This window comes from Streptomyces malaysiensis subsp. malaysiensis, from assembly GCF_040653035.1.
GTDB lineage: Bacteria > Actinomycetota > Actinomycetes > Streptomycetales > Streptomycetaceae > Streptomyces > Streptomyces malaysiensis.
Genome location: NZ_JBEZNG010000007.1, coordinates 145,710 through 170,528 on the forward strand (window position 1 = coordinate 145,710; position 24,819 = coordinate 170,528).

At 72.6% G+C, this 24,819-nt stretch carries 1 protein-coding gene; it reads right to left on the minus strand.

Translation table 11 applies throughout. The annotated features are described in order from the left end of the window. Nucleotides 1-4: 4 nt before the first annotated feature. On the minus strand, nucleotides 5-24,802 hold the full coding sequence (locus AB0E24_RS16920) for a type I polyketide synthase (protein WP_359377760.1): 24,798 nt from the start codon (nucleotides 24,800-24,802) through the stop codon (nucleotides 5-7). Between the last annotated feature and the right edge of the window lie 17 nt (nucleotides 24,803-24,819).

Sequence of the window (24,819 nt, forward strand, 5' to 3'; positions counted from 1 at the left end):
CACGTCAGGACATTCCGAATTCGTCATCGATGAGTTTGAAGATCTCGTCGGCGGTGGCCGATTCGATCTCGCTGTCGTCGTCCAGGTCGTCGTCCACCGCGGTCGCGGTGCCGGACACCTGGCCGGTACCGCCGGCGGACCACTTCGCCACCAGACCCTGGAGCCGCGCCATGACCTGGGCGTGTGTCTCGCTGTCGGATTCGAGCGCCGACAGGGTGGATTCCAGCCGGTCGAGTTCTCCGAAGACGGGCTCGGTCGCGGGCCCGTCGGCGGGGGTGACCTCTTCGCGCAGGAATCGTGCGAGCGACGCCGGGGTCGGGTAGTCGAACACCAGGGTCGCCGGGAGCCGCGTTCCGGTGATCGCGTTGAGCCGGTTGCGCAGTTCGACGGCCGACAGGGAGTCGAAGCCCAGGTCCTTGAAGGCGTGTCCGGGTTCGATCGCCTGCCCCGACGCGTAGCCGAGGACGACGGCCACCTGGTCGCACACCAGGTCCACCAGGATGCGCTCGCGCTCCGTCTCGGACTTCCCGGCCAGGTGCTGCTTGAGCGCGGTGGCCGGATCGGCCGTGGTGCTCGTGGCCGCCGACTCCGCGGTCCGGCGCGCGGGTGCGCGCACCAGTCCGCGCAGGAGCGCGGGTACCGGCTCGCCCACCGAGGACATGTCCATCGTCATGGGCACCAGGACGGCACCGTCGAGATCGCGGGTCGCGTCGAACAGCGCGAGCCCGGCCTCGGGGGTGAGGGCGACCATGCCGGTCCTGGTCATCCGGGTGACGTCGGCGTCGGCCAGTTCCGTGGTCATGCCGCCGTCCTGCGTCCACGGCCCCCAGACGAGCGAGGCGGCCGCGAGGCCCGCTGCCCTGCGGTGCTGGGCGAGGGCGTCCATGAACGCGTTGCCCGCCGCGTAGTTGGCCTGACCCGCGCCACCGAAGGTTCCGGAGACGGAGGAGAACAGGATGAACGCGGAGAGGTCGAGGTCACGGGTCAGTTCGTGGAGGTGCAGCGCGGCGTCCACCTTCGGACGCAGCACCTTGTCCACCCGCTCCGGCGTCAGCGACTCCACCACACCGTCGTCCAGCACACCGGCCGCATGCACCACGGCCGACAGCGGACGCTCCGACCCGATACCCGCCAGCAGACTCGCCACCGAAGCACGGTCGGCGACATCACACGCCACCGCCTCCGCCACGGCGCCCAGCCCCGCCAGCTCCGCCACCAACTCCGCCGCACCCGGCGCCTCCGCACCACGACGACTCGTCAACACCAGTCGTTCGACGCCGTGTTCCACGACGAGGTGACGGGCCAGCAGCGCGCCCAGACCACCCGTACCACCCGTGATCAGCACCGTGCCCGGGCCGTCCAGTGTCCTCGGCATCGTCAGCGCCACCTTGCCGGTGTGGCGTGCCTGGCTGAGGAAGCGGAAGGCGTCGGGCGCCCTGCGGACATCCCAGGTGCGCACCGGCAGCGGTCGCAGTACCCCGTTCTCGAACAGTGAGATCAGGTCGTTCCACATCTCGTTGATGCGGTCGGGTCCCGCCTCGATCAGGTCGAACGCCTGGTAGGAGACACCGGTGTACTCGGCGGCCACCTCGTCCGGAATGCGGATGTCGGTCTTGCCCATCTCCAGGAACCGGCCGCCGCGCGGCAGCAGCCGCAGACCCGCGTCCACGAACTCCCGCGCCAGCGAGTCGAGCACCACGTCCATGCCGCGCCCGCCGGTCACATCGAGGAAGCGCTTCTCGAAGTCCAGGGTCCGGGACGACGCGATGTGCTCGTCGTCCAGACCCAGCGACCGCAGGGTGTCCCACTTGCCCTCGCTCGCGGTGCCGAAGACCTCGGCGCCGAGGTGTCGTGCCAGCTGGAGCGTGGCCATGCCCACACCACCGGCGGCGGAGTGCACCAGCACCGACTGGCCCGCCTTCAGACCGGCCAGGTCCACCATGGCGTAGTAGGCGGTCAGGAACACGATCGGGGTGGCGGCCGCCTGCTCGAACGTCCAGCTCTCCGGGACCCGGGCGACCACGCGCCGGTCGGTGATGGCCACCGGGCCGAACGACCCGCTGAAGATGCCCATCACCTTGTCACCGGGCACGAGGTCCTTCACCGCGGAGCCGACCTCGGTCACCACACCGGCGCCCTCACCACCGAGCGGCCCGGCCTCCCCGGGGTACATCCCCAGGGCGTTGAGCACATCGCGGAAGTTCAGGCCCGCGGCGCGCAGCGCCACCCTGATCTCGGTCGCGCCGAGCTCCTCCGTGGCGTCGGGGCTGGGCAGCAGCGCCAGGTTCTCCAAGGTGCCCTTGGCGTGCATGTCCAGCCGCCATTCCCGCACCCCGGCGGGCGGCAGCAGCGCGGTGCCCGAGGAGACCCGGGCCATGCGCTGGCCGAGCACCGTACCCTCGCGGACCACGGCCTGCGGCTCGTCGGTGGCGAGCACGGTGGGCAGTACCGCCTTGGACGCCTCGGCGGGCTCCTGCGGATCCAGGTCCACCAGGACGAAGCAGTTCGGGTTCTCCGACTGCGCGGACCGCACCATGCCCCACAGCGGGGCGTGGATCAGGTCCGGGGTCTCGTCGCGGTCCTCGGGTGCCATGGCGCCCGAGGTCACGAAGACCAGCCGGGAGGAGTCGAACCGGCGGTCGCCGAGCCAGCCCTGGATCATGCCGAGCGTGTGGTGCGTCACCGCGTGGATGGCGTCCGCGGGCTCCAGGCCCCGCTTGGCCTTGCTCCTGCCCTTGGCCCTGCTCTTCGCCTTGCTCTTGGGCTTGGACCGCGCCGCCTCGTCGTCGAGGCCCGGTGCGTAGGAGACCAGCACGGCCTCCGGGGCGGCGGCGCCGCCGTCGATCGCGGCGCCCAGGGCGTCGAGATCGGCGTAGGCGGTCACCTGGGCTCCGGCGATCGCACCGGTGGCCAGTCCGTAGTGGTCGGTGCCCACCACGGCCCATGTGGCCGTGGCCGCGTCGGCCGGGGCGATGGCCGGAACGGGGGTCCAGTCCAGCGTGAACAGCGAGTCGCGGAACGCCGATGTCCTGGCCGTGTCGATGTGATCCACGGACACCGGGCGCAGCACGAGGGATTCGATCGACGCCACCGGGCGGCCGGTTCCGTCGGCCACCGCGAGGGAGATGGAGTCCGGCCCCAGCTGGGTGAGGCGCACCCGCAGGGTGGACGCGCCACCCGCGTGGAGCGACACCCCGCTCCAGGAGAACGGGAGCCGGGAGAGCCCGACGTCCTCCAGGGCGACGAAGGTCACCGCCTGCACGGCGGCGTCCAGCAGCGCCGGGTGGAGGCCGAAGTCGGCCGCCAGTGAGGCGTGCTCCTCGCCGAGGCTGACTTCGACGTAGACGTCGTCGCCGGAGCGCCAGGCGGCCCGCAGGCCCTGGAACACCGGACCGTAGGCGAAGCCGGAGGCGGCGAAGCGCTCGTAGAAGTCGCTGATGTCCAGCGCTTCCGCGTCCGCCGGGGGCCATGCGCCCAGGTCGAACGACGGCTCGGGGCCGGCCGGGGCCAGCGCACCGGCCGCGTGCTGGGTCCACGGCTCGTCCGAGGACGCGTCGGCCGGGCGGGAGTAGAGGCTGAGCGAGCGGTGGCCCGTCTCGTCCGCGTCATCCACCCACAGCTGCACCTGGACCTGTTCGTTCTCGGGCAGGACCATCGGGGTGGCCAGGGTGACCTCCTCGACGCGGCCGCAGCCGACCTGGTCGGCGGCGCGGATGGCCAGTTCGAGGAATCCGGTCCCCGGGAACAGGGCCGCGCCCGCGATCGCGTGGTCGGCCAGCCAGGGCTGGCTCTGCACCGACAGCCTGCTGGTGAACAGGAATCCGTCGCTGCCCGCGAGTTCGACCCCGGCACCCAGCAGCGGGTGGTTGGGGGAGCTGAGTCCGACGGAGGCGACGTCCCCGGTCATGGGGCCGCCGGCCTTCGGCCAGTAGCGCTGCCGCTGGAACGCGTAGGTGGGCAGCTCGACCCGCCGTACGTCGTGCCCGGCGAACGCCGTCGACCAGTTCACGGTGGTGCCGTGGACGTGGAGTTCGGCCAGCGCCGTGGTCAGCGACCGGGTCTCGGGGCGGTTCTTGCGCAGCGCGGGGACGAGGGTGAGCGCGCCTCCGGCCTCGTCGGCCGTCAGGCAGTCCTGCGCCATCGCGGTGAGCACACCGTCGGGGCCCACTTCGAGGAACGAGGTCACCCCGAGCTTCTCCAGGGCCCGTACCCCGTCGGCGAAGCGCACCGCCTCGCGTACGTGCCGCACCCAGTACTCCGGCGAGCACACCTGCTCCGCACCCGCCGGCGCACCCGTGAGGTTGGAGACCAGGGAGATCGACGGTGCCTGGAAGGAGAGCCCCTCGACCACCTTGCGGAAGTCGTCCAGCATCGCGTCCATACGGGGCGAGTGGAAGGCGTGGCTGACCCGCAGCCGCCGGGTCTTACGACCCTGCTCGGACCAGTCCTCGGCGATCTCCAGCGCCGCGGCCTCATCACCCGCGATCACCACGGCCGTCGGACCGTTGACCGCCGCGATGCTCACCTCGGCCGCACGGCCGATCAGCGACGCCGCGATCTCCTCCTCCGACGCCTGCACCGCCACCATCGCGCCACCCTCCGGCAGCGCCTGCATCAACCGGCCACGCGCCGCGATCAGCGCACACGCGTCCTCCAGCGAGAGCACCCCGGCCACATGGGCCGCGGCGACCTCTCCCACCGAGTGGCCGATGAGCACATCGGCGGTGACGCCCCAGTGCTCCAGCAGCCGGAACAACGCCACCTCGATGGCGAACAACGCGGGCTGGGTGAACGCCGTCTGGTCGAGCAGCCCGGCGTCCGCGCCGCCCTCGTCGGCGAACATCACATCCCGCAGCGGACGGTCGAGCAGCACATCGAGATATGCGCACACCTCGTCCAGGGCGCGGGCGAACACCGGGAAGTCGTCGTACAGCTCCCGGCCCATGCCCAGCCGCTGCGCGCCCTGGCCCGAGAACAGGAACGCCGTCTTGCCGGCCGTGCCCACCGATCCCTGGACGACTCCGGGGGCCGTGGCACCCGAGGCGATGGCGTCGAGACCGCTCAGCAGCGCGTCCCGGTCGCCGCTCAGGAGCACGGCGCGGTGGTCGAAGACGGACCGGGAGGCCGCCAGCGAGTAGCCCACGTCGCCGAGGTCGAGCTCGGGGTGGTCCGCCACGTAGTCGTGCAGGTTGCGCGCCTGGGCGCGCAGCGCCTCGGCACCCTTGCCGGTGACCGTCCAGGGGAGCGTTCGCGAACCGGTCGAGGGGGCGTCCGTGACGGCCCGCTCCACCGCCTCCGGCTCCTCGGGCTCCGGGGCCTGCTCGATGATGGTGTGGGCGTTGGTACCGCTGATGCCGAACGAGGAGATGCCCGCCCGGCGCGGTTCGCCGTCCTCCGGCCACGCGATCGGCGCGGTCAGCAGCCGGACCTCACCGGCCGTCCAGTCCACGTGCGGCGTGGGCTCGTCCGCGTGGAGCGTCTTCGGCAGCACGCCCTCGCGCATGGCCATCACCATCTTGATGATGCCCGCGACACCGGCGGCGGCCTGGGTGTGTCCGATGTTCGACTTGATGGAGCCCAGCCACAGCGGCTGGTCCTCCGGGCGTCCCTGACCGTAGGTGGCCAGCAGCGCCTGCGCCTCGATCGGGTCACCCAGCCGGGTGCCGGTGCCATGCGCCTCGACCGCGTGCACCTGGTGGGCGGCGAGGTCGGCGCTGGCCAGTGCCTGGCGGATCACCCGCTGCTGGGACGGGCCGTTGGGTGCCGTCAGACCGTTGGACGCGCCGTCCTGGTTGACCGCCGAGCCGCGCACGATCGCCATGACCGGGTGGCCGTTGCGCCGTGCGTCCGACAGCCGCTCAAGCAGCAGCACGCCGACGCCCTCGCCCCAGCCGGTGCCGTCGGCCGATGCCGCGAACGCCTTGCAGCGCCCGTCCGACGACAGCCCCTTCTGGCGGCTGAAGTCCACGAACGAGCCCGGGGTGGACATGATCGTGACACCGCCGGCCAGCGCCATGGAGCACTCGCCCTGGCGCAGCGACTGCACGGCCATGTGCAGCGCCACCAGGGACGAGGAGCATGCCGTGTCCACCGTGAGGGCCGGTCCTTCGAGGCCGAAGGTGTAGGAGATACGGCCCGATACGACGCTGCCCGCGTTACCGGTTCCGAGGTAGCCGTCGGGGCCGCCCGGGGCGGTCAGCAGCAGGCCGATGTAGTCCTGGCCGTTGCTTCCCGCGAAGACACCCGTCCGGCTTCCCTTGAGCGACGCGGGGTCGATGCCCGCCCGCTCGAACGCCTCCCAGGAGGTCTCCAGCAGCAGCCGCTGCTGCGGGTCGATGGTCAGCGCCTCGCGCGGGGCGATCCCGAAGAACGCCGGGTCGAACTCATCGGCGTCGTAGACGAAACCGCCGCCGCTCGCGTAGCTGGTGCCCGTGTTCTCCGGGTCCGGGTCGTAGAGGTCGTCCAGGTCCCAGCCACGGTTGGTCGGGTAGGCGCTGATCACGTCGCTGCCCTCGGAGACCAATCGCCACAGGTCCTCCGGAGTGCGCACCCCGCCGGGGAAGCGGCAGCTCATCGACACGATCGCGATCGGGTCGTCGTCCACGACCGTGCCCGTCACCACCGGCAGGTCATCGGCCGGCGCGGGCGCGGTGCCCAGCACCTCGCCGAGGATGAACCGGGCGAGCACCGTGGGCGTCGGGTAGTCGAAGGCCATCGTGACCGGAAGGTTCACACCGGCCGCGGCGCTGAGCCCGTTGCGCAGCTCCACCGCGGTCAGCGAGTCGAACCCGATGTCCCTGAAGGCCCGCTCCGGCTCCACCGCGTCGGCGTTCGGGTACCCGATCACCTCGGCGGCGTGCGTCCTGACGAGGTCGAGGACCTCCACCTCGCGTTCGGCGGCCGACAGCCCTTCGAGGCGCACGGCCAGCCCGGAGAGCGCCGCGCCCAGCTCGGCCTCCGCCGCCTCCAGGGCCTGCCGCACCTCCGGCAGCTCGTTGAGCAGCGGACGCGGCCGGGCCGAGGCGAACCCGGGGGCGTAGCGCTCCCAGTCCACATCGGCGACGGTGACGTCCACCTCGTCGTGGTCGAGCGCCTGCTGAAGGGCGTCAACGGCCAGTTCGGGCACCAGCGGCGGCATACCGCGCCGCTTCAGCTGGGCCGCGGTGGCGTCGTCGACCAGACCGCCGCCGCCCCAGGCGCCCCACGCCACCGAGGTCGCGGCCAGCCCCTGGGCCCGGCGCTGCTGCGCCAGGGCGTCGAGGAAGGCGTTCGCGGCGGCGTAGCTGCCCTGACCGGCACCACCGACGGTTCCGGCGTAGGAGGAGAAGAGGATGAACGCGGACAGGTCCAGGTCCCGGGTCAGCTCGTGGAGGTTCACCACGGCGTCCACCTTGGGCCGGAAGACCCCCTGCGTCCTGGGGACGGTGAGGGTGTCGATGAGGCCGTCGTCCAGCACACCGGCCGCGTGCACCACCCCGGTCAGCGGGTACTCCGCGGGCAGCCCGTCGAGGAGCTCCCGCAGCGCGCCGCGGTCGGCGGCGTCACAGGCCGCGACGGTGACCCGCGCGCCCATGGCGGTCAGCTCGTCCCGCAACTCGGCCGCGCCGGGGGCGTCCAGGCCGCGGCGGCTGGTGAGCACCAGGTGTTCGGCGCCGCCACGGGCCAGCCAGCGGGCGAGGCGGCCACCGAGGGCACCCGTACCACCGGTGATCAGAACGCTGCCGCGAGGCTGCCAGGCGCGGGCCGGCCGGGCGTCGCCCAAGGGCGCCCGGACGAGCCTCCGGGCGAAGACCCCGGAGGCGCGCACCGCCACCTGGTCCTCGTCACCGGACCGTCCGATCAGGCCGACCAGGCGGTTCAGCGCCCGCTCGTCGAGCGCGTCCGGCGACTCGGGGAGGTCGACTAGACCGCCCCACCGCTGCGCGTACTCCAGGCCGACCACCCGGCCCAGACCCCACACCAGGGACTGCTTGACGCTGCCGACCCGGTCGGAGCGGCCCACGGACACGGCACCGGTGGTGGCGAGCCACAGCGGCACATCGATGTCGATGTCGGCGAGCGCCTGGACCAGGGCCACCGTGCCGGCGAAGCCGCGCGGAACGCCCGGGTGTCCGGCGAGCGCCTCCTCGTCGAGCGCGAGCAGGGAGAGCACTCCGTCGATCGCGGGCGTCCCGTCCTGCTCGGAACCGTCCGTGGCGGACGTGCCGGGGGCCGCGGCCCACAGGAGTTCGGTCAGCGAGGACCGCTCCGGCTCCGTGGCGTCCAGGTCGACCCGCACCATGCGGGCACCGTGGCGTTCCACGTCCCGCGCGATGCGCTCCGCCAGTTCACGGGCGGCGTCGACCGGCGGGACGACGACCATCCAGGTACCGGTGATCGGGGCGCCCCGCTCCTGTTCGGAGCCGGACGACGGCTGGTCGATGAGGGGCTTCCAGTTGATCCGGTAGCGCCAGTTGTCCACCGTGGAGCGGTCACGCCTGCCTCGCCGGTACGACGACAGGGCGGGCAGCACCGCGCTCAGCGGCGCCTCCCCGTCGAGCTCCAGCGTCTGCGCGAGTCCTTCGAGGTCCTCGCGCTCGACGGCCTCCCAGAAGCGGGCGTCCACCGAGTCGGCCTCGGAGACGGGGCCGCTGCCGAGCCCGCCGTCCTCGGCCGGCTGCGGCCAGTACCGCTGCCGCTGGAAGGCGTAGGTCGGCAGGTCGACCTGGCGGCCGCCGTGTCCGGCGAACACCTTCCGCCAGTCGACGTCGGCGCCGTTGACATGAAGCTCGGCGATCGAGGTCAGGAAGCGCTCCGGGCCGCCTTCGTCGCGGCGCAGGGTGCCGATGACCACGGCCTGTGCTTCGGCGGCCTCCACCGTCTGCTGCACGGGAAGGGTGAGCACCGGATGCGGGCTCACCTCGATGAAGATGGCGTGCCCGGTGTCGAGCAGGGTGCGGGTCGTGGCCTCCAGCTCAACGGTCTGCCGCAGATTCCGGTACCAGTACTCGGCATCCAGACCGGCCGTGTCCACCAACTCGCCGGACACCGTGGAGTAGAACGGCACCTCGGAGGTACGGGGCTCCAGATCCGCCAGAACCCTCAGCAACTCATCGTGGATCGCCTCCACATGGGCCGAGTGCGAGGCGTAGTCCACCGGAACCCGGCGGACCCGGATCTCCTCACCCTCCAGCTGGGCCACCATCTCGTCCAGCGCACCCGGGTCACCGGAGACCACGACCGAGCCGGGGCCGTTGACCGCGGCGACGGATATCGCACCGTCCCAGGCGGCGATGCGCTCCTTGGCCCGGTCGACCGGAAGGCCGACCGACACCATCCCGCCACGTCCCGCAAGACCCACCGCGATGGCCTGCGACCGCAGGGTCACCACCTTGGCCGCGTCCTCCAGCGACAGCGCACCCGCCACACACGCCGCGGCAATCTCGCCCTGGCTGTGACCCATCACCGCATCGGGCTCGACACCCACCGAACGCCACAGCTTCGCCAGCGACACCATCACCGCGAACAACACCGGCTGCACCACATCCACCCGATCGAAACCGGGAGCACCCTCGGCACCACGCAGGACCTCGGTCAGCGACCAGTCCGCATAAGCCGACAGCGCCGTCTCACACTCGCCGATCGCCTCGGCGAACACCGGCGAGGACTCCAGCAAACCGACCGCCATGCCGACCCACTGCGCCCCCTGACCGGGGAAGACGAACACCGAACGGCCCGGTGCCTCGATGGCGTTCGCACGGACCACGCCCGGCGCCTTCGCGCCCTCGGCCATCGCCTCCAGGCGTTCGAGGAGTTCCTCCCGCCCGGTGCCAGTCACCGCGCCCCGGTACTGGAACGCGGACCTGGTCGTCGCCAGGGAGAGCGCCACATCGGCTGCGCTCAGCTCCGGGCGCTCGGCCACGAACTTCCGCAGCGTGTCGGCCTGGTCCCGGAGCGCGTCGCCGCTCTTGCCCGAGACGACCCACGCCACCGGGCCGTCGACGGCCCCGGTCCCGGCGGGCTCGGCCGCCTCGACCGCCTCGGTCTCGGGAGCCTGCTCCAGGATGGTGTGCACATTGGTGCCGCTCATGCCGAACGCCGACACACCCGCACGCCGCGGATGCCCCGTCTCCGGCCACGGCCTGGCCTCGGCCAGCAGCTCGACGTCACCGGCCGTCCAGTCCACCATCGGCGAAGGCTCGTCGATGTGGAGGGTCTTGGGCAGAACGCCGTGGCGCATCGCCATCACCATCTTGATGACGCCGCCCACGCCCGCGGCCGCCTGCGAATGGCCGATGTTGGACTTGATGGCGCCCAGCCACAGCGGCTGGCCCTCGGGGCGCTCCTGGCCGTAGGTGGCCAGCAACGCCTGCGCCTCGATCGGGTCACCCAGCGAGGTACCCGTGCCGTGTGCCTCCACCGCGTCGACCTCGGCGGCCGACAGGCGGGCGTTCGCCAGCGCCTGCCTGATGACCCGCTGCTGAGAGGGGCCGTTGGGCGCCGTCAGACCGTTGCTCGCGCCGTCCTGGTTCACCGCGCTGCCCCGCACCACGGCGAGGATGGGGTGTCCGTTGCGGCGGGCGTCCGAGAGCCGTTCGAGGACGAGCATGCCGACACCCTCGGCCCAGCTGGCGCCGTCCGCGGCGGCCGAGAACGGCTTGCTGCGGCCGTCGGAGGCGAGCGCGCGCTGGCGGCTGAACTCGACCAGCGACATCGGTGTGGACATCACCGTCACACCGCCGGCGAGCGCCAGCGAGCACTCGCCCTGACGCAGCGCCTGCCATGCGAGGTGCAGGGCGACCAGCGACGACGAGCACGCGGTGTCCACCGTCACGGCGGGCCCCTCCAGGCCCAGGGTGTAGGAGATACGGCCGGAGAGCACGCTGGGCGAGACACCGGTGCCGATGTAGCCCTCGACGCTGTCCTGGGATCCGGCGAGTACACCGCCGTAGTCCTGGTAAGTCACACCCGCGAAGACACCGGTCTGGCTGCCCTTCGCGGAGACCGGGTCGATACCGGCCCGCTCCAGCGCCTCCCACGAGGTCTCCAGCAGCAGCCGGTGCTGCGGGTCCATCGAGAGCGCCTCACGCGGCGAGATCCCGAAGAACGCCGGGTCGAACTGGCTGGCGCCGTGCAGGAAGCCACCTTCCTGCGTGTAGCACTTGCCCGGCTCGTCCGGGTCCGGGTCGTAGAGGTTCTCCACGTCCCAGCCGCGATCGGTCGGGAAGGGCGAGATGCCGTCCCGGCCTTCGGCGACCAGGTTCCACAGGTCCTCCGGGGTGGCCACCTCTCCGGGGTAGCGGCAGCTCATCCCGACGATCACGATCGGCTCGTCGTTGCCCGCCACCGCGACCGGCACCGGCCGCACCTCTCCGGTCCGCGCGCCGAGCACCTCGGCACGGGTGAACTTGGCGAGTTCGGCGGGGGTCGGGTAGTCGAACACGGCCGTCGCCGGGAGCCGCAGGCCGATGGCCTTGCTCACCCGGTTGCGGAACTCGACGGCGGTCAGCGAGCTGAAGCCGAGGTCCTTGAACGCCTGCGAGCCCTGGACCGCGTCGGCGGAGGCGTGTCCGAGCACCGCCGCGACATGCGTACGGATCACATCGAGCAGCACCCGGTCCTGCTCGGGCTCGGAGAGCCCGGCCAGCCGCTCCCGCAGCGCGGCGAGCGGCCCGGAGTCCGGTCCGCCCCGCTTGGCGGCGCGCCGTGCGGTCCTGCGGCGGCGCGAGGGCTTGGCGGAGGTCTCCTCCACGGGGGTTTCGGCGGCCGCCTCGGACGAGGCGGCGGGCTCGGGCAGAGTCCCGGCCGCGTCCGCCGCCGGGGCGGCCTCCGGCTGCTCCGTGGCGACCTGGCGCAGGGTCAGCGTGTCGGCGGAGACCACGGCCTCCCCGGCTCCGTCGACCGCGGTCAGGGAGAGGGTCTCCGGACCCGTACGGGCCAGCCGGACGCGCAGCGCGGAGGCGCCGGAGGCGTACAGCGATATCCCGGCGAGGCTGAACAGCATGCGGCCGCGCCCCACACCGTCCAGCACCCCGAGGCCGAGCGGCTGCAACGCCGCGTCCAGAAGGGCGGGGTGCAGCCCGAACCGCTGGGCGTCCACAACGGACTCCTCAGCGAGGCTGACCTCGGCGAACACCTCGTCGTCGCGCTGCCACACCGCACGGAGGCCACGGAACGAGGGTCCGTAGACCAGGCCGTCGCCGGCGAGCAGTTCATACAGGCCGTCCACCTCGACGCGCTCGGCGCCGGGCGGGGGCCATGCGGCGAGGCCCGCCGCCGCCTCGGCGGACGTGGCGTCGTCCGGCTCCGGGGCGAGCACACCGCTGGCATGGCAGATCCACTCGTCCTCGCCCACGGGCTCGGCCGCTCGTGAGTACATCTCCAGCGAACGGGTGCCGGTCTCGTCCTCCTCGCCGAGGACGAGCTGGATCTGGACGCCGCCCCCTCGGGGGAGAGCCAGCGGCGCCTGGATGACGAGCTCTTCCACATGGCCGAGGCCGACCTCGTCACCGGCGCGAACGGCCAGTTCGACGAGGGCCGTGGTGGCCAGGACCGCCTCGCCGCGCAGAACGTGGTCCGCCAGCCAGGGCTGGGTGTGCAGCGAGAGCGTTCCGGTGAACACCAGGCCGTCGGCGCCCGCGAGGGGGACGGCTCCGCCGAGCAGCGGGTGGTCGGCCGGGTCGAGGCCGAAGGCGGCGGCGTCGCCCGCCGAGGCACCGGCCTCCAGCCAGTAGCGCTGGTGCTGGAACGCGTAGGTGGGAAGGTCCACGCGGCGGGCGCCGCGTCCGGCGAAGAAGGCCCGCCAGTCGACGGTTTCGCCGTGGACGTGGATCTCGGCGAGGGCCGCGACGAGTGCTTGCGGCTCGGGGCGGTCCTTGCGCAGCACCGGCACCAGCAGCGGGGCCGGTGTGTCCTCGGCCGCGATGTCGTCGGCCGGTTCGGTCAGGCAGTCCTGGGCCATCGCCGACAGCACACCGTCGGGGCCCACCTCGATGTACGCGGTGACGCCCTGCGCTTCGAGTGCCCGCACCCCGTTGAGGAAGCGGACGGTCTCCCGCACATGGCGCACCCAGTACTCCGGCGAGCACACCTCGTCGGCACCGGCCTGCTCACCCGTGACGTTCGAGATGAACGCGATGGACGGGCTGTTGTAGGCGAGCGTCCGCGCGACCGCGCGGAAGTCGTCCAGCATGGCGTCCATGTGCGGGGAGTGGAAGGCGTGGCTGACCCGCAGCCGCCGGGTCTTACGACCCTGCTCGGCCCACTGTTCGGCGATCTCCAGCGCGGCGGCCTCGTCACCGGCGATGACCACCGCGTTCGGGCCGTTCACTGCGGCGACGCTCACCCCGGCCGCACGACCGGCCAGCGACGGAGCGATCTCCTCCTCGGACACCTCGATGGCGACCATCGCCCCACCGGCCGGCAGGGCCTGCATCAGCCGGCCGCGAGCGGCGACCAGCGTGCACGCGTCCTCCAGCGAGAACACCCCGGCCACATGGGCGGCGGCGATCTCACCGATGGAGTGGCCGATCAGCACATCCGGAGTGACGCCCCAGGCGGACAGCAGCCGGAACAGCGCCACCTCGACGGCGAAGAGCGCGGGCTGCGTGAACGCCGTCTGATCCAGCAACTCGGCGTCGGCACCGCCCTCGGCCGCGAACATCACGTCCTTCAGCGGACGGTCAAGCAGCACATCCAGGTGTGCGCACACCTCGTCCAGCGCACGGGCGAACACCGGGAAGGCTTCGTACAACTCCCGTCCCATGCCCAGGCGTTGGGCGCCCTGGCCGGTGAACAGGAACGCGGTCTTGCCGCCGTTGGCCGCCTGCCCCTGGACGATGCCGGGGGCGTCGTCACCTGCGGCGACGGTCTCCAGGCCGCGCAGCAATGTCTCCCGTTCGGTGCCCAGCAGCACCGCGCGGTGCTCGAACACCGATCGCGTGGCGACCAGCGATCCGGCGATGTCCAGAACGCCGTGCTCGGCCCCTTCGAGAAGGTGGGTCCGCAGCCGCTCGGCCTGGGCGCGCAGGGCTTCCGGGCTCCGGGCGGAGAGCGTCCAGGGGGCCATGCCGTGGTCGTCGGCGGGGGCCGGGGCGGGCTCCGCCTCGTCCTCGACCGGCGGGGCCTGCTCGATGATGGTGTGCGCGTTGGTGCCACTGACACCGAACGCCGAGACACCGGCCCGGCGCGGCTGCCCGGTCTCAGGCCACTCGGTGGCCTCCGTCAGCAGCCGCACCTCACCCGCCGACCAGTCCACCTGCCGCGACGGCTCATCCACATGCAGCGACCGCGGCAGCACACCGTGCCGCATCGCCATCACCATCTTGATGATTCCGGCGACACCGGCGGCGGCCTGCGTGTGGCCGATGTTCGACTTGATCGATCCCAGCCACAGCGGCAGGTTCTCCGGGCGCTCCTGGCCGTAGGTGGCGAGCAGCGCCTGCGCCTCGATCGGGTCACCCAGCGTCGTTCCGGTGCCGTGTGCCTCGATCACCTGGATGTCGGCGGGCGACAGCTGGGCGTTGGCGAGGGCCTGCCGGATCACTCGCTGCTGCGAGGGGCCGTTGGGCGCGGTCAGTCCGTTGCTGGCGCCGTCCTGGTTGACGGCGGAGCCCCGCACGATGCCCAGCACCTGGTGGCCGTTGCGCCGGGCGTCCGACAGCCGCTCCACGAGCAGCATGCCCACGCCCTCGGACCAGCCCGTGCCATCCGCGGCGTCCGCGAACGGCTTGCACCGGCCGTCGGGGGCGAGCCCGCGCTGCCGGCTGAACTCCACGAAGGCGGCCGGGCTGGTCATCACGGTGACACCACCGGCGAGCGCCATGTCGCACTCGCCCTGGCGCAGCGCCTGCGCGGCCTGATGCAGGGCGACCAGCGACGACGAGCACGCCGTGTCCACCGTCAGCGCGGGACCTTCGAGACCCAGCGTGTAGGAGATGCGGCCCGACACGACCGAGGTGGCGCTGCCGGTCAGCAGCTGCCCTTCGAGGCCCTCGGGGATCTCGTGCAGCCCCGTTCCGTAGCCGGAGGTCGCGGCGCCGACGTAGACGCCGATCTGGTTGCCGCGCACGGACGCCGGGTCGATACCGGCCCGCTCGAACGCCTCCCACGAGGTCTCCAGCAGCAGCCGCTGCTGCGGATCCATGGCGAGCGCCTCACGCGGCGAGATCCCGAAGAAGGCCGCGTCGAACTCGCTCGCCCCGCCGAGGAACCCGCCTTCGCGGGCGTAGAACGTGCCCAGACGCTCCGGGTCGGGGTCGTACATCCCCTCGACATCCCATCCGCGGTCGGAGGGGAAGTCCGTGATGGCGTCCGTGCCGGCCGCGACGAGGTTCCACAGCTCCTCAGGGCTGCGCACACCGCCCGGGAAGCGGCAGCTCATCCCGACGATCGCGATCGGGTCGTCATCGACCGCGGCCACCGCCGCCGACGGCGTGGCCACCGCCCCCTGCGTCCCGAGTACTTCGGCCCGCAGATGGTCGGCCAGCACCGTGGCGCTCGGGTAGTCGAAGACCAGCGTGGCCGGAAGCACCAGCCCCGTCTCCGCGTTCAGTCTGTTGCGGAACTCCACCGCGGTGAGCGAGTCGAAACCCAGCTCCTTGAAGGCACGTCCGGGCTCGACCGCCTCCGCACCCGCGAAGCCGAGAACCGCGGCGGCGTGAGCGCGCACCAGGTCGAGAAGGGTCCGGTCGATCTCGGCCTCGGTGAGCCCGGTCAGCCGCTCCCGCAGTGCCGAACCGGCCGCGGCGCCGGCGCCCTCGGCGGTTCCGGCGTTGGCCAGCGCCCGCTGGACCTCGGGCAGTTCGCCGAGGAGCGGGCTGGGCCGCCCGATCGTGAACGCGGGGGCGAACCGCTCCCAGTCCACATCGGCGACCGTCATCACACCCTCGTCACCCGCGACCGCACCGTGCAGCGCGGCGATCGCCAGACCGGGCGCCATCGCGGGCAGACCGCGACGGGCCAGCTGGTCGCCGTCGTCCCCGGCCGCCATGCCGCCCTCGGCCCAGGGGCCCCAGGCCACGGCCGTACCGGCGAGACCCCGGCCGCGGCGGTCCTCCACCAACGCGTCCAGGTAGGCGTTGGCCGCACCATAGGCGGCCTGGCCGCCGCTGCCCCACACACCCGCGATCGAGGAGAAGACCACGAAGGCGTCGAGCTCACGGTCGCCCAGCAGCGCGTCCAGGTTGACGGCACCGGCCACCTTGCCGGAGATCACGGCGGCGGCGTCGGCCACCGTGGTCTCGGCCAGCGGCCCGGCCGCGTTGGCGCCCGCCGCGTGGACCACCGCCGTGAGCGGGTACTCCTCGGGTACGGCGGCCAGCACCGCGGCCAGTTGCTCACGGTCGGCCACATCACAGGCCGCCACGGTCACCCGAGCGCCCAGGGCTTCGAGCTCCTCGCGCAGCTCGGGCGCGCCCGGCGCCTCGAGGCCGCGGCGGCTGGTCAGCACCAGGTGCTCGGCGCCGTTGCGCACCAGCCAGCGGGCCACCTGGCCGCCGAGTGCGCCCGTGCCACCGGTCACCAGCACCGTGCCACGCGCCCGCCATGTCGCCGCGTCGGCGGCGGGCGCCGCCGACCGGGTCAGACGGCGTGCGAACACTCCGGAGCCGCGCACCGCCACCTGGTCCTCGGCGGCCTCGCCGACCTCGGCGGACAGCACACCGGCCAGCCGCGCGACCGCACGCTCGTCCAGTGACTCGGGCAGATCGACCAGACCGCCCCACAGCTCCGGCAGCTCCAGCGCGGCCACCCGGCCCAGCGCCCACACCATGGCCTGCGCCGGGTGGCTGAGCCGTTCGGAGCGGCCCACCGACACGGCGCCCCGCGTCGCGCACCACAGCGAAGCCTCGATGCCCGTGTCCGCCATGGCCCGCACCAGGGTCAGCGTCAGGGCGAGACCGCCCGGGAGCTCGGGGTGTCCGGAGCAGGGCTCCTCGTCCAGGGCGAGCAGCGACAACACACCGCCCACAGCGGGCGCGTCGGCGACCGCCGCGCGCAGCCGCTCCCCCAGCTCTCCGGCGTCGAGGTCGCGCTCGTCCGCCACCAGCGACACCACGTCGGCGCCATGGCGCCGAAGCCCGGCGACGGCCTCCGTCACCAGCTCGTCCTCGGCACGGGACGCCGGGACCACCACCAGCCACGTCCCCGACAGCGGCCCACCGGCCACGTCCGGGACGGGCTTCCACGCCACGCGGTAGCGCCAGTTGTCGATCGTGGACTGGTCACGCCTGTTGCGGTGGTACGTGGACAGCGCGGGCAGCACCGCACGCAGCGGCGTCTCGCCGTCGACGTCGAGCGTCTCGGCGAGCGCTTCGAGATCCTCGCGCTCGACCGCTTCCCAGAACCGCGCGTCCACCGAGTCCGCGGCGCCCTGGGCGTCCAATCCGCTCAGGGAGAGGGACACCTCGGGCCAGTAGCGCTCGCGCTGGAAGGCGTACGTCGGCAGCTCCACCGTCCGCGCACCGCGCCCGGCGAAGACGGACTCCCACTCCACCGAGGCTCCATGGACATGGAGTTCGGCCAGCGCCGTCGTCAGCGCCTGGGCCTCGGGGCGGTCCTTGCGCAGCACCGGCACCACGGCCGAGGCCGCGGCCTCGTCGCCCGTCAGGCACTCCCGCGCCATCGCGGACAGCACACCGTCGGGGCCGACCTCCAGGAACCTGGTGACGCCCTGGGCGCTGAGCGCCCGCATTCCGTCCGCGAACCGCACGGCCTCCCGGACATGGCGCACCCAGTACTCGGGCGAGCACACCTCGTCGGGGCCCGCCGCCTCGCCCGTCACATTCGAGACCAGGGCGATGGCCGGTGCCTGGAAGGACAGGCCGGTGACGACGTCACGGAAGTCGTCCAGCATCGCGTCCATGCGCGGCGAGTGGAAGGCGTGGCTGACCCGCAGCCGCCGGGTCTTACGACCCTGCTCGGCCCACTGTTCGGCGATCTCCAGCGCCGCGGCCTCATCACCCGCGATGACCACCGCGGTCGGGCCGTTGACGGCGGCGACGCTCACCTCGGCCTCACGACCGGCCAGCGACGCCGCGATCTCCTCCTCGGACGCCTCGATGGCGACCATCGCCCCGCCCTCGGGCAGGGCCTGCATCAGCCGACCACGCGCCGCGACCAGCGTGCACGCGTCCTCCAACGAGAAAACCCCCGCCACATGGGCGGCGGCGATCTCACCGATGGAGTGACCGATCAGCACATCCGGAGTGACGCCCCAGTGCTCCAGCTGCCGGAACAGCGCCACCTCGATGGCGAACAGCGCGGGCTGCGTGAACGCCGTCCGATCCAGCAACTCGGCATCCGCACCGCCCTCCGCCGCGAACATCACATCCCGCAGCGGACGGTCAAGCAGCACATCCAGATGCGCGCACACCTCGTCCAGCGCACGGGCGAACACCGGGAAGGTGTCGTACAACTCCCGCCCCATGCCCAGGCGTTGGGCGCCTTGGCCGGAGAACAGGAACGCCGTCCTGCCGCCCGTCACGGCCTGCCCCTGGACGACTCCCGAGGCGATGCCGCCCTCCGCGACGGCCCGCAGGCCGCGCAGCAGGGTCTCCCGGTCCTCGCCCACCAGCACGGCCCGGTGCTCGAACACCGACCTGGCCGCCAGTGTGTGCCCGACGTCCAGCACCTCGACGTCTTCGCGAGCCGCCACGTCCCCGTACAGCCGCTCGGCCTGCGCCCGCAGCGCCTCCCGGCTCTTCCCGGAGACCAGCCACGGCACCACGGCCGTCGACACCGGTGTCCCGGGCCCGGCCGCCTCCGAGGCCACGGCCTCTGCCGGCTCGGGGGCCTGCTCGATGATGGTGTGCGCGTTGGTCCCGCTCAGCCCGAACGAGGAGATACCCGCCCGGCGCGGCTGCCCGGTCTCGGGCCACGCGGTGGCCTCCGTCAGCAGCCGCACCTCACCCGCCGACCAGTCCACCTGCCGCGACGGCTCGTTCACATGCAGCGTCTTCGGCAGCACGCCCGCACGCATGGCCATCACCATCTTGATGACCCCGGCCACGCCCGCCGCGGCCTGCGTATGACCGATGTTGGACTTGATGGCGCCCAGCCACAGCGGGCGGCCCTCCGGGCGCTCCTGGCCGTACGTGGCCAGCAGCGCCTGTGCCTCGATCGGGTCGCCCAGCGTCGTACCGGTGCCGTGTGCCTCGACCGCGTCCACCTCGGCGGCGGACAGTCCGGCGGCGGCCAGCGCCTGCCGGATGACCCGCTGCTGGGACGGGCCGTTGGGCGCCGTCAGACCGTTGGACGCGCCGTCCTGGTTGATGGCGCTGCCGCGCACCACGGCAAGCACCGGGTGGCCGTTCCTGCGCGCGTCCGACAGCCGCTCCACGAGCAGCATGCCCACGCCCTCGGACCAGCCCGTGCCGTCCGCGCCCTCGGCGAACGGCTTGCAGCGGCCGTCGGGCGCCAGCCCACGCTGACGGCTGAACTCCACAAAGGCGCCCGGTGTCGACATCACCGACACACCACCGGCGAGCGCCAGATCGCACTCGCCCTGGCGCAGCGCCTGAACCGCCAGATGCAGCGCCACCAGCGACGACGAACACGCAGTGTCCACCGTCATCGCCGGCCCCTCGAGGCCGAAGGTGTACGAGATACGACCGGACACCACACTCGCCGCACTGCCCGTGCCCACATGGCCACCGAAGTCCTCGGGGGCGTCGAGCATGATCGCGGAGTAGTCCTGGCCGTTGGTGCCGACGAACACACCGGTACGGGTGCCGCGCAGCGAGGCCGGTTTGACGCCCCCGTATTCGAACGCCTCCCAGGACGTCTCCAGCAGCAGCCGCTGCTGCGGGTCCATGGCGATCGCCTCGCGGGGCGAGATCCCGAAGAAGGTGGGGTCGAACTGGGCCGCCCCGTAGAGGAATCCGCCCTCGCGGGCGTAGAACGTGCCCGGGTGCTCGGGGTCCGGGTGGTACATGCCCTCGACGTCCCAGCCACGGTCGCCGGGGAACCCGGCGATGCCGTCGCCGCCCTCGGCCAGGAGTCGCCACAGGTCCTGCGGGGTCTCCACGCCTCCGGGGAAGCGGCAGCTCATCGCCACGATCGCGATGGGGTCGTCGTCATCCGGCCGCACGCGGTGCGAGACCGCCGAGGTGGCGGCCTCGGCGTGGGTCCCGCCCAGCTCCTGGCGCAGATGGTCGGCGAGCACCTCGGCGGTCGGGTAGTCGAAGATGAGGGTGGCGGGCAGGCGCAGACCGGTGGCCATGTCGAGCCGGTTGCGCAGCTCGATGGCCGTGAGGGAGTCGAACCCGAGATCCCGGAAGGCGCGGCCCGGCTCGACGGAGTCCGCCGAGAAGTGGCCGAGTGCCGAGGCCGCGTGGGTGCGGATGAGGTCGAGCAGGAGGAGGCGCTGTTCCTCGTCCGACTGTCCGGCCAGTTGTCCGCGCAGGTCGTGGCCCGGTCCAGCCTGGCCGATGGTTCCGGCCGCGGCGGCCAGGAGCTCACGAGCCTCGGGGATGTCGCTGACGAGGGCGCTGGGGCCGGCGCTCAGCATGGAGGCCATGCCGGTCCAGTCGATGTCGGCCACGATCAGCGCGGCCTCGTCATGACCTGCGGCCCAGCCCAGCGCGTCCAGGGCGAGCGAGGGAGCCATGGGGGGCAGTGGGCCGCCGCGCGTCCGCTCCCCGGCGCGGCCGCTCGCGGCCATTCCGCCCTCGGCCCACGGGCCCCAGGCGACCGCGGTGGCGGCCAGGCCCTGGGCCCGGCGCCGCTGGGCCAGCGCGTCGAGGTAGGCGTTGGCCGCCGCGTAGGCGGCCTGGCCCGCGCCGCCGATGGCACCGGCGAACGAGGAGAAGAGCACGAACGCGTCGAGCGAGAGCTCCGCGGTCAGCTCGTGCAGATGGCGCGCGCCCTCGGCCTTCGCGGCCAGGGTCCCGGCGAGCTGGTCGACGGTCAGGCCGTCGAGCACACCGTCGTCCAGGATGCCCGCCGCGTGCACGACGGCGGTCAGCGGATACCGCTCCGGGACGGCGGCCAGCACCTCGGCCAGGGCCTCCCGGTCGGCGGCGTCGCAGGCCGCCACGGTCACCTCGGCGCCGAGTGCTTCGAGTTCCGCGGTGAGTTCGGAAACGCCATCGGCCGACGGGCCGCGACGGCTGGTCAGCACCACGTGTTCCGCGCCCTCGCGCACGGCCCAGCGCGCCACCTGGGCGCCCAGGGCGCCGGTGCCGCCGGTGACCAGCACCGAGCCCCGGGGCCGCCACACGCGCTCCGCGGACTCGTTGCTCACCGTGACGCGGGCCAGGCGCCGGGCGTACGCTCCGGAGCCGCGCACCGCCACCTGGTCCTCGCCGTCTCCGGCGGACAGTGCCCAGGCCAGTCGCGCGGCGGCGCGCTCGTCCAGCGTCTCGGGCAGGTCGACCAGACCGCCCCAGATCCGGGGGTGCTCCAGAGCGGCCACCCGGCCGAGCCCCCAGATTTCCGCCTGCACCGCGCTGGTGAGCTGGTCGGAACGGCCCACCGAGACGGCACCGCGGGTGGCACACCACAGCCGGGCCTGGATGTCCGCCTCGGCCAGTGCGCGCACCAGCATCAGGGTCAGCGCGAGGCCGCGCGAGACCACCGGGTGCTCGGCGCAGGGCCGCTCGTCCACACCCAGCAGGGACAGCACACCGCCGATCCCGGACGGCTCGGTGGCCATCTCACGCACCCGCTCGGCCAGCGCACCGGGAGCGAGATCGGTCTCGTCCGCCACCAGACGAACGACGTCGGCGCCGTGCCGCTGGAGCGCGGCGGACACCGACTCCGCGAACGTGTCATCGGCACCGGACGCGGGAACGACCACGAGCCAGGTACCCGACAGGGTGGCCGCGGGGGTCTCCGAGACCGGCTTCCACGAGATCCGGTACCGCCAGCCGTCGACCGTGGCGCGGTCACGCTGCTGACGGCGGTACGAGGACAGCGCGGGCAGCAACTCACCGAGCGAGCCATCGCCGTCGACGTCCAGCGCCTTTGCCAGCGCCTCCAGGTCCTCGCGCTCCACCGCGTCCCAGAACCGCGCGTCCACACTGTCCGCGGCGGCGGAAGCGCCCGAGGCTCCGCCGGTGCCCTCCAGCCAGTAGCGCCGGCGCTGGAAGGGGTACGTCGGCAGCTCCACCTTGCGGGCGCCCCGCCCGGCGAAAACCCGCTCCCAGTCCACCGTCACACCGTGGACATGGGCCTCGGTCAGCGCGGCCATCAGGGCCTGGGCGTCGGGGCGTCCCTTGCGCAGAACCGGCACCACTGCCGGGGCCGAAGCCGCCTCGCCCGCCAGGCAGTCCCGCGCCATCGCCGAGAGCACACCGTCGGGGCCCACCTCGATGTACGCGGTGACGCCCTGGGCCTGGAGGGAGCGAACGCCGTCGGCGAAGCGCACGGACTCGCGCACATGCCGCACCCAGTACTCCGGCGAGCACACCTCGTCGGCCCCGACCGGCTCTCCGGTGACGTTGGAGACCAGAGCCAGGGTGGGGGCCTGGAAGGTCAAGTCCCGCGCGACACGGCGGAAGTCGTCCAGCATCGCGTCCATGCGCGGGGAGTGGAAGGCGTGGCTGACCCGCAGCCGACTCGTCTTGCGCCCCTGCTCCGACCACTGTTCCGCGATCTCCAGCGCGGCGGCCTCGTCACCGGCGATGACCACGGCCGTCGGGCCGTTGACGGCGGCGATGCTGACCTCGGCCTCACGACCGGCCAGCGATCCGGAGATCTCCTCCTCGGACGCCTGCACCGCCACCATGGCGCCGCCCTCGGGCAGCGCCTGCATCAGCCGGCCACGGGCGGCCACCAGCGTGCACGCGTCCTCCAGGGAGAACACCCCGGCCACATGGGCGGCGGCGATCTCACCGATGGAGTGGCCGATCAGCACATCCGGGGTGACACCCCAGTGCTCCAGCAGCCGGAACAGCGCCACCTCGATGGCGAAGAGCGCGGGCTGGGTGAACGCCGTCCGGTCCAGCAGCTCGGCGTCGGCGCTGCCCTCGGCCGCGAACATCACATCCCGCAGCGGACGGTCCAGCACCATGTCCAGCCGTGCGCACACCTCGTCCAGCGCCTGGGCGAAGACGGGGAAGCTGTCGTACAACTCCCGGCCCATGCCCAGGCGTTGCGCACCCTGACCGGAGAAGAGGAACGCCGTCTTGACGGCAGTCCCGGCCACGCCCTGGAGCACGCCGGGAGCGGCCTCTCCGGACGCGACGGCCTCGAGTCCGGCGAGGAGTTCCGCACGGCTGGCGCCCGACACCACCGCGCGGTGCTCGAACATCGACCGCGTCGCCACCAGCGAGTGGCCGACGTCCAGTGCGCTCGACTCGACCCGCTCCAGCAGGAACGCCCTGAGCCGCGCGGCCTGGGCCCGCAGCGCGTCCGCGCCACGAGCCGACAGCATCCACGTGGCCACGCCACTGCCGGCGTCGGAGGCCGTGTCCTCCTCGGCCTCGTCCTCGTCCGGCGGGGCCTGCTCGATGATGGTGTGCGCGTTGGTGCCGCTCACACCGAAGGCGGAGACACCGGCCCGGCGCGGCTGCCCGGTCTCGGGCCATTCGGTGGCCTCCGTCAGCAGCCGTACCTCACCCGCCGACCAGTCCACCTGCCGCGACGGCTCGTCCACATGAAGGGTCTGCGGCAGCACCCCGTGCCGCATCGCCATCACCATCTTGATGATTCCGGCGACACCGGCCGCGGCCTGCGTGTGACCGAGGTTCGACTTCAGCGCGCCCAGCCAGAGCGGGCGGCCCTCCGGACGGTCCTGGCCGTAGGTGGCCAGCAGCGCCTGCGCCTCGATCGGGTCACCCAGGGAGGTACCGGTCCCGTGCCCCTCCACCACGTCCACATCGGACGGGGCCAGTCGGGCGCTCGTCAGCGCGTCCCGGATGACCCGCTGCTGGGACGGGCCGTTGGGCGCCGTCAGACCGTTGGAGGCGCCGTCCTGGTTGACCGCCGAGCCACGCACGATGGCCAGCACCGGGTGGCCGTTCTTCCGCGCGTCCGACAGCCGCTCCACCAGCAGCATGCCAGCGCCCTCGGACCAGCCCGTACCGTCCGCGGCGTCCGCGTACGGCTTGCAGCGGCCGTCGGGGGCCAGACCACGCTGGCGGCTGAACTCGACGAAGGCACCCGGTGTGGACATCACCGTCGCACCACCGGCGAGGGCGAGGTCACACTCGCCCTGGCGCAGCGCCTGAACCGCCAGGTGCAGCGCGACCAGCGACGATGAACACGCCGTGTCCACCGTCACCGCGGGCCCCTCGAGACCGAAGGTGTACGAGATACGGCCCGATACGACCGATGTCGCCGTGCCGGTCAGCAGGTGGCCCTCGATCTCCTCGGGGAAACCGTCTACGTCCGCCCCGTAGCCCGAGGTGGCGGCGCCCACGAACACACCGCCACGACGGCCCTTCACCGACCCCGGAGCGATGCCCGCCCGCTCGAAGACCTCCCATGAGGTTTCCAGCAGCAGCCGCTGCTGCGGATCCATGGCAAGGGCCTCACGCGGCGAAATCCCGAAAAAGCCCGCGTCGAACTCGTCCGCGTCGTGAAGGAATCCACCCTCACGGGAGTAGAACGTCCCCGAACTCTCGGGATCCGGGTCGTACATCCCGTCCACGTCCCATCCGCGATTGGACGGGAAATCGGAGATGGCATCACCACCGTCGGCCACCAGCCGCCACAAATCCTCGGGGCTCCCCACACCACCCGGGAAACGGCAGCTCATCGCCACAATCGCGATGGGCTCCTGCTCTCCTGCCTCCAGCTCGCGCAGGCGTTGGCGCGCTTGGTGCAGATCAGCTGTTACCCGCTTGAGGTAGTCCCGAAGCCTATCTTCGTTCACCATGAAAACCTTGCCTATTA